Annotated in this window: 7 protein-coding genes; 5 read left to right on the top strand and 2 right to left on the bottom strand. The window is 54.1% G+C overall.

The features are described from left to right. Together L691_RS28925 and L691_RS0114245 are read right to left on the bottom strand one after the other, a co-directional pair. The coding region (locus L691_RS28925; protein WP_036737070.1) for an acylglycerol kinase family protein at positions 1-285 on the bottom strand (285 nt) is incomplete at its 3' end. Positions 286-400: 115 nt separating this feature from the next. Then, positions 401-739 carry a DUF4870 domain-containing protein gene (locus L691_RS0114245; RefSeq protein WP_025691167.1) on the bottom strand — a complete coding sequence of 113 codons (339 nt, stop codon included), beginning with the start codon at positions 737-739 and terminating at the stop codon, positions 401-403. A 574-nt stretch (positions 740-1,313) separates the two neighbouring features. Between L691_RS0114245 and L691_RS0114240 the strand changes: the two genes are divergently transcribed. The 5 genes from L691_RS0114240 to L691_RS0114220 all read left to right on the top strand — a co-directional run bounded on the left by L691_RS0114240 (position 1,314) and on the right by L691_RS0114220 (position 5,814). Next, positions 1,314-1,502 (top strand): hypothetical protein, encoded by a 189-nt coding sequence (locus L691_RS0114240; RefSeq protein WP_025691166.1) that lies wholly within the window; start codon positions 1,314-1,316, stop codon positions 1,500-1,502. 345 nt (positions 1,503-1,847) lie between these two features. Beyond that, the gene (gene coxB, locus L691_RS0114235; protein WP_025691165.1) at positions 1,848-2,894 is read left to right on the top strand and encodes a cytochrome c oxidase subunit II; all 1,047 of its coding nucleotides are present in this window, start codon (positions 1,848-1,850) and stop codon (positions 2,892-2,894) included. A gap of 120 nt (positions 2,895-3,014) precedes the next feature. After that, positions 3,015-4,853, top strand: a complete 1,839-nt coding sequence (ctaD, locus tag L691_RS0114230) for a cytochrome c oxidase subunit I (protein ID WP_025691164.1) — start codon at positions 3,015-3,017, stop codon at positions 4,851-4,853. A 7-nt stretch (positions 4,854-4,860) separates the two neighbouring features. Next, on the top strand, positions 4,861-5,487 hold the full coding sequence (locus L691_RS0114225; protein WP_025691163.1) for a cytochrome (ubi)quinol oxidase subunit III: 627 nt from the start codon (positions 4,861-4,863) through the stop codon (positions 5,485-5,487). Positions 5,488-5,490: 3 nt separating this feature from the next. After that, on the top strand, positions 5,491-5,814 hold the full coding sequence (locus L691_RS0114220) for a cytochrome C oxidase subunit IV family protein (RefSeq protein ID WP_025691162.1): 324 nt from the start codon (positions 5,491-5,493) through the stop codon (positions 5,812-5,814). The last annotated feature ends 253 nt before the right edge of the window (positions 5,815-6,067 follow it).

The raw sequence follows: 6,067 nt of genomic DNA, 5'->3' as shown, positions 1-6,067 counted from the left end.
GGTGTCATTGCCGGAGCCGGCGGGCAGGATGCCAAGCGGGACGCCGCTCGCCAGCAGCGCCGATAGAACGCTGTGAATCGTCCCGTCGCCGCCGACCACGACGCAGGCGCTCCATTTCTCCCGGCGCGCCAGCGCCTGCATCACATCGCGCCCAGCGCCCGATGCGCTCTCTGTGTGCAGCGTCTCGTACTCCACCGCCCGCTCCTTCAGCAGCCTCTCGGCCCGCAGCCAGGCGCGCCGCCCGGCTCCGCCGCCGGAGCGCGGATTGATCACAAACAGGTACATTCATTTTCCCCCAGGTCCAAATTCATGCTGTTGTTCTTCTACATTGTACCCTAAGACCAGAGGCAAAAGGGAATCCCTTTCATGAACATGCGGGACTCACAACAACATGCGGGACTCACAGCCGCCGCAGCTGCCGCTCCGCGATATCGCCGGCCCAGGGCAGTTTATACCAGCTGCCTCTCAGCGCATGATACGTCATCAGCAGCCATACGCCGAAGCTGATCAGGAAGATGAGCGCGGCCAGCAGCGGGCCGATGAATGGCAGCAGGCCAGCCAGAACATGGCCGACCATCAGCGCGCCGTAGGCCAATAGAGACTGAAGCGAATGGAACAGTACGAACCGGCTGCGCTTCTCCAGAGCGAGAAAGACGATGCCTCCGGCAAAAGGGAACAGATAGCACAGCGCAGCCGCAATATAATCCGGCAAGCCGACGGATGAACGAAAAGGGGACAAGGGCTTCACTCTCCTGTCATATAACCAAGCACCCTAAGGCTTTGGCCGTTTCCAGGTGCTTCCTCTATACAACATTATGAGCGGCCGGGACAAAGTATGAGCCCTGCCCATGTAGTCTTAATTAACAATGTTTCTGAAAATTTTCATGAATGGCTTGACCAATGGTCTAAAAACTATGGTATAATAGAACGTGTGTTCCAGGACATTCTGTCAATAAAGTTTTCATGTGGACATTTCACAGGAAAGGTGGAAGTTGGACCGGAATATGATACAATAAAACGATAAAGCCCGAAAGGAGTGATTAGAGACTTGGCTTTTCGGGTAATTACAGTGTCAGGGTGTTAATCACACCTGAGCTCTCAGCCCAAATCGCGACGAACCTGCTTCACCGGTCTGTAAATACGCTAAGCTTGGTCTTTTGCCCGGCGAATTAGCGAATGGATCGATAAATGCAAGGAACTGCCGATCTTTAATATCTAGAACTAGCCCTTGCATTTCGAAGTAATGGCGGACTTTTCATCATGCATTCTCTACAACGGAGCATTCAATCCAATGTTTTGGGAGGGAACTGATCATGGCAAGCAAAGGTCACAACGAAGTCAAGGAAAGTCTGCGGGAAATGACACGTATTTTCCGGCCCAAGGATCCGAAGAAATTCGTCAAAGATTATGTCCGTAAATACCGGATTACAGGAGGCTATGAGGAAGAACTCACCATGGTCGTAGAGCATGAGCTGGTAAAGTTAAATTCGTCAGTCTCTTAACTGTCTGTTTTCTCATCCGCTAGGATTTTATAAACCGTGATTTGCGGGTAGCCGCAGAGAGCGGTTTTTTTGTGCACTCTGGCATGACATGGATTCAAACGGCGAAAATTTGTCAAATGAATAATAGAGGAGAAAGGTAATTGTAAGCGTTTTATGTGCTTATTTATAATAATAACGCTTTCCGAAAACGATTGCAAACGTTGATTTGACAAGCTTTTTTAACTTTGTGAAATAAATGTGAATCATTGACAAAGTAGGGCCTGAAAATTATATTAATAGTGATTGTTATAATTGACAACACAGGGTATGCACTCTGATTGAAATCGGAAAAAGCGGGGTTGATAGATGATGAGAACGTGGCAGTCTGCAAGGCGGCTTCTTCCCCTGATCGCGGTGTTCGGAATGGTTCTCGCCGGCTGCGGCCGAGAAGACTTGTCGGTGCTTAGGCCGCAGGGTCCGGCTGCGGAAAGCTCGCTGGGACTGATGAAGCTGGTGATTTCCATCATGATTGTCGTACTGCTGATCGTGTTTTCAATTGCGGTTTATGTGATGATCCGCTTCCGCCGGAAGCCGGGACAGAATGAAACCCCGGAGCAGGTCGAGGGCAGCTTCAAGCTGGAAGTGCTCTGGACGGTGATTCCGCTCATTCTCGTTATCGTGCTGGCGATTCCGACGGTGAGGACGGTGTTCGCCCTGGGCGACAATCATTCGGGCGACAAGAACGCGATCAAAGTCAAAGTGACCGGCCACCAATACTGGTGGGAATTTGAATACCCCGATTACGGCATCAAGACGGCGCAGGATCTGATTATTCCCGCCGGCAAGGACATTGCTTTTGAACTGACGACTAACGATGTGCTGCATTCCTTCTGGGTCCCCTCACTTTCCGGCAAAATAGATACCAACCCGACCGGAGCGACCAATCGATTCAGCTTTAGCGCGCCAAAAGAAGGCGTGTACCGCGGCAAATGCGCCGAGCTGTGCGGACCTTCCCACGGATTCATGGAATTTAAAGTGAAAGCGGTTAGCAATGATGAATTTAATCAGTGGATTGAGGCGCAAAAAGCACCTGCGGTGCTTCCCGAAGATCCGGCGCTTGCTAAGACCTTCAAAGAGCAGTGCCTGAAATGCCACGCAGTCGGTGATCAGGGACTGTCGGTGGGACCGAACCTGACCGGCATCGGCTCCCGCGAATCGGTGGCCGGTATTCTGCTCAATGACGATACCCGCCAGGACGGCGCTCCCGTGGAGGAGAATTTGAAGACATGGCTGCATGACACGCAAGGCGTAAAGCCGGGCAACCGGATGCCCGACCCCAGCAAAGATATGGGCCTGACGGGCGACGAAATCGACCGAATCGCCGAATATCTGGCCGGCTATAAATTGAACTAGCCCGCGGCAGCCCATACCAAGCTGATCATTGAAAAGGGGGTACGAACCTTGGCTCAAGCAGCGCATACCTTGAAGTCTCCGAAGCCTGCCGCGCACGGCGTCAAACGGCATACCGGGCTGATGGACTGGATTACGACCGTCGATCATAAAAAAATCGCCATTCTGTACCTGTGGGCGGGAGGATTGTTTTTTGGCATCGGCGGGATTGAAGCGCTCCTGATCCGGTGGCAGCTCATTAAGCCCATGAATGATTTTGTCGACGCCCAGACCTTCAACGAACTGATTACAATGCACGGCACCACGATGATCTTTCTCGGTGTCATGCCGATTATCTTCGCCCTGATGAACGCGGTCATTCCGCTGCAGATCGGCGCGCGCGACGTTGCGTTCCCTTTTCTGAATGCGCTCGGCTTCTGGACGTTCCTGTTCGGCGGCCTGCTGCTTAACCTCAGCTGGATTATGGGCGGCGCGCCCGACGCGGGCTGGACGTCATACACGCCTCTATCCGGTACCGCTTACAGCGGAACGCACGGCGTCGATTTTTACACAATCGGCTTGCAGATCGCCGGCCTCGGCACCCTGATTGGCGGCATTAACTTCTTGGCGACCATCATCACGATGCGCGCGCCGGGCATGTCATTTATGCGGATGCCGATGTTCGCCTGGACGACGTTTATTACGTCCGCCATTATTCTTTTCGCTTTTCCTGCAATTACCGTCGGCCTTGTGCTGCTGACCTTCGACCGGATTCTCGGCGCGAATTTCTTTGTGCCTGGCGGGGGCGGAAGCCCTGTGCTCTGGCAGCATATCTTCTGGATCTTCGGCCATCCCGAAGTTTACATTCTTATTCTCCCAGCCTTCGGTATTATCTCCGAGGTTATTCCAACCTTTGCGCGCAAGCGGCTGTTCGGCTACAGCTCTATGGTGTTCGCGACCATCCTGATCGCCTTCCTCGGCTTCATGGTCTGGGCGCATCATATGTTCACGACCGGTCTCGGCCCTGTTGCGAACGCTCTCTTCGCCGTATCGACGATGCTGATCGCGGTTCCGACAGGAATTAAAATCTTCAACTGGCTGTTTACGCTATGGGGCGGTTCGGTACGCTTTGCCACACCCAACCTGTTCGCCTCCGGCTTCATTCCGACCTTCACCATGGGCGGCGTAACCGGCGTAATGCTGGCGTCCGCGCCCGCCGATTTCCAGTTCCATGATACGTACTTCGTCGTGGCGCATTTTCATTACGTTATTGTCGGCGGCCTGGTGATGGGCCTGATCGCGGGGCTGCACTACTGGTGGCCCAAGATGTTCGGGCGCATGTTAAGCGAGACTTTGGGAAAATGGACCTTCTGGACGTTCATCACCGGATTTCACCTGACCTTCTTCGTCCAGCATTTCCTGGGGCTGATGGGGATGCAGCGCCGGGTGTTCACCTATCTGCCGAACCAGCATTTCGATACGCTGAACCTGGTCAGTACGATCGGGGCCGGGCTGATGGGGATCGGCACGCTGATTTTTTTAACCAATATTATAGTCACTTCAAAAAAGCCGCCGGACGCTGGAGACGATCCCTGGGAGGATGGCCGGACGCTGGAATGGAGCATCCCGTCGCCGCCGCCGGAATACAATTTCAAGCATACGCCGCATGTGCGCGGGCTCGACGCTTTCTGGAAGGAAAAGACGGCGGGGAACAAGGGGATGGCCCCGGCCGAGCCCATTGGATCGATTCATATGCCTTCGGCTACGCCGCTGCCGTTCATCATGTCGGTAGGCATCTTTATCGCCGGTCTTGGGTTCATGTTCAGCCGGGATCATTTCGGCAGCGCTCTGGTGAGCTTTTTGTTCAACAACTACATTGTGACCGGACTCGGCCTGCTCATTACTTTCGGAGCCATGCTGATGCGTTCGCTCTATGACGATCACGGCTGGCACATCGAGCCGGAAGAGCTGGAAGGAAGGTGAACCGGAAATGACAACAACGCATGCGGAACCCATAGAAGGCGGACTGCCCTATGAACCGGAAAAAGCGACCGCCGAAGGCCGAAACAAAGTGCTGGCTTTTTGGCTGTTTCTCGGCGGCGAGGCCGTGCTGTTCGGCACCTTGTTCGCCACCTTCCTGGCGCTGCGGAATCAGACGAATGAAGGTCCGGCAGCTAATGATCTGTTTCACCTGCCGCTTGTTGCGGAGGCGACCTTCCTTCTGCTCGTCAGCAGTCTGACCAGCGTCTTCGCCATTCAGGCGATGCACCGGAACCGTCCGGCGCTGCTTCGGAATTGGCTGCTTGTTACCGTCGTGCTGGGACTTGGCTTTCTCGGACTGGAAATTTATGAATTCAGCCAGTATGTAAGGGATGAAAAGTTCGGCATGACCACAAGCGCGTTCAGTTCGGCGTTCTATACGCTGGTCGGCTTCCACGGCGCGCACGTCGCCTTCGGCATTTTGTGGATCTCATTGCTGATCGGACAGTTGGCCTATAAAGGGCTGACCGCAGTAACCGCGCCGAAGATTTATGTCTCCGCCATGTACTGGCATTTTATCGACGTGGTGTGGGTCTTCATCTTCACGGTTGTCTATCTGCTCGGAAAGGTGGGCTAGGCTATGGCTGCTGAACAGCATACCCGGGATCATGGCGTGAAGCGCCGCCACCGTCAGGAGGGCCCGCAGAAGCATATTTTGATATTCGTCCTTTCGGCTGTGTTGACGCTTATTGCTTTTGCGGCAGTGGCGGCCGGAGAGGTCAATGCAGTCTTTGCGGTCATTTTGCTGCTGGTCATGGCCGTGATACAGGTCTTTGTGCAAATGGGCTACTGGATGCATTTGAAGGATAAGGGGCACATGATGCCGATCATTTTCATTCTGGGCGGTTTCCTGATTGCCGGAACCTGTATCATCATGGCTCTGTACTGGGTCTGGTGGGATTAGCGGGGAAAAGGGGCGGGCCGGGGGCCTGCCTTTTTTCGGAATGCAGCTCTGCCCGGGTTCTGCCGTCAAGGGGGTTAAACAAGCTTGCGAAGCAGGGCACCTTTGTTCGGGGGACTCTTGAAATTGTTCTTAGGGAAAAGCCATTTCGTAACCAGAGCTTAGAGGCTTTGCTGAATCCGCAGGAGCCGGCAGGGGCCATTGTTCGCGAAGCCTGAGCGATGACACGATGACGCGATGCGCGATAACGGTTGCC

Origin of the sequence: Paenibacillus zanthoxyli JH29, assembly GCF_000520715.1 — a bacterium.
Lineage (GTDB): Bacteria > Bacillota > Bacilli > Paenibacillales > Paenibacillaceae > Paenibacillus_AQ > Paenibacillus_AQ zanthoxyli.
Note: the sequence above shows the minus strand (reverse complement) of the source record. Positions and strands in the feature narration are given on the sequence as shown.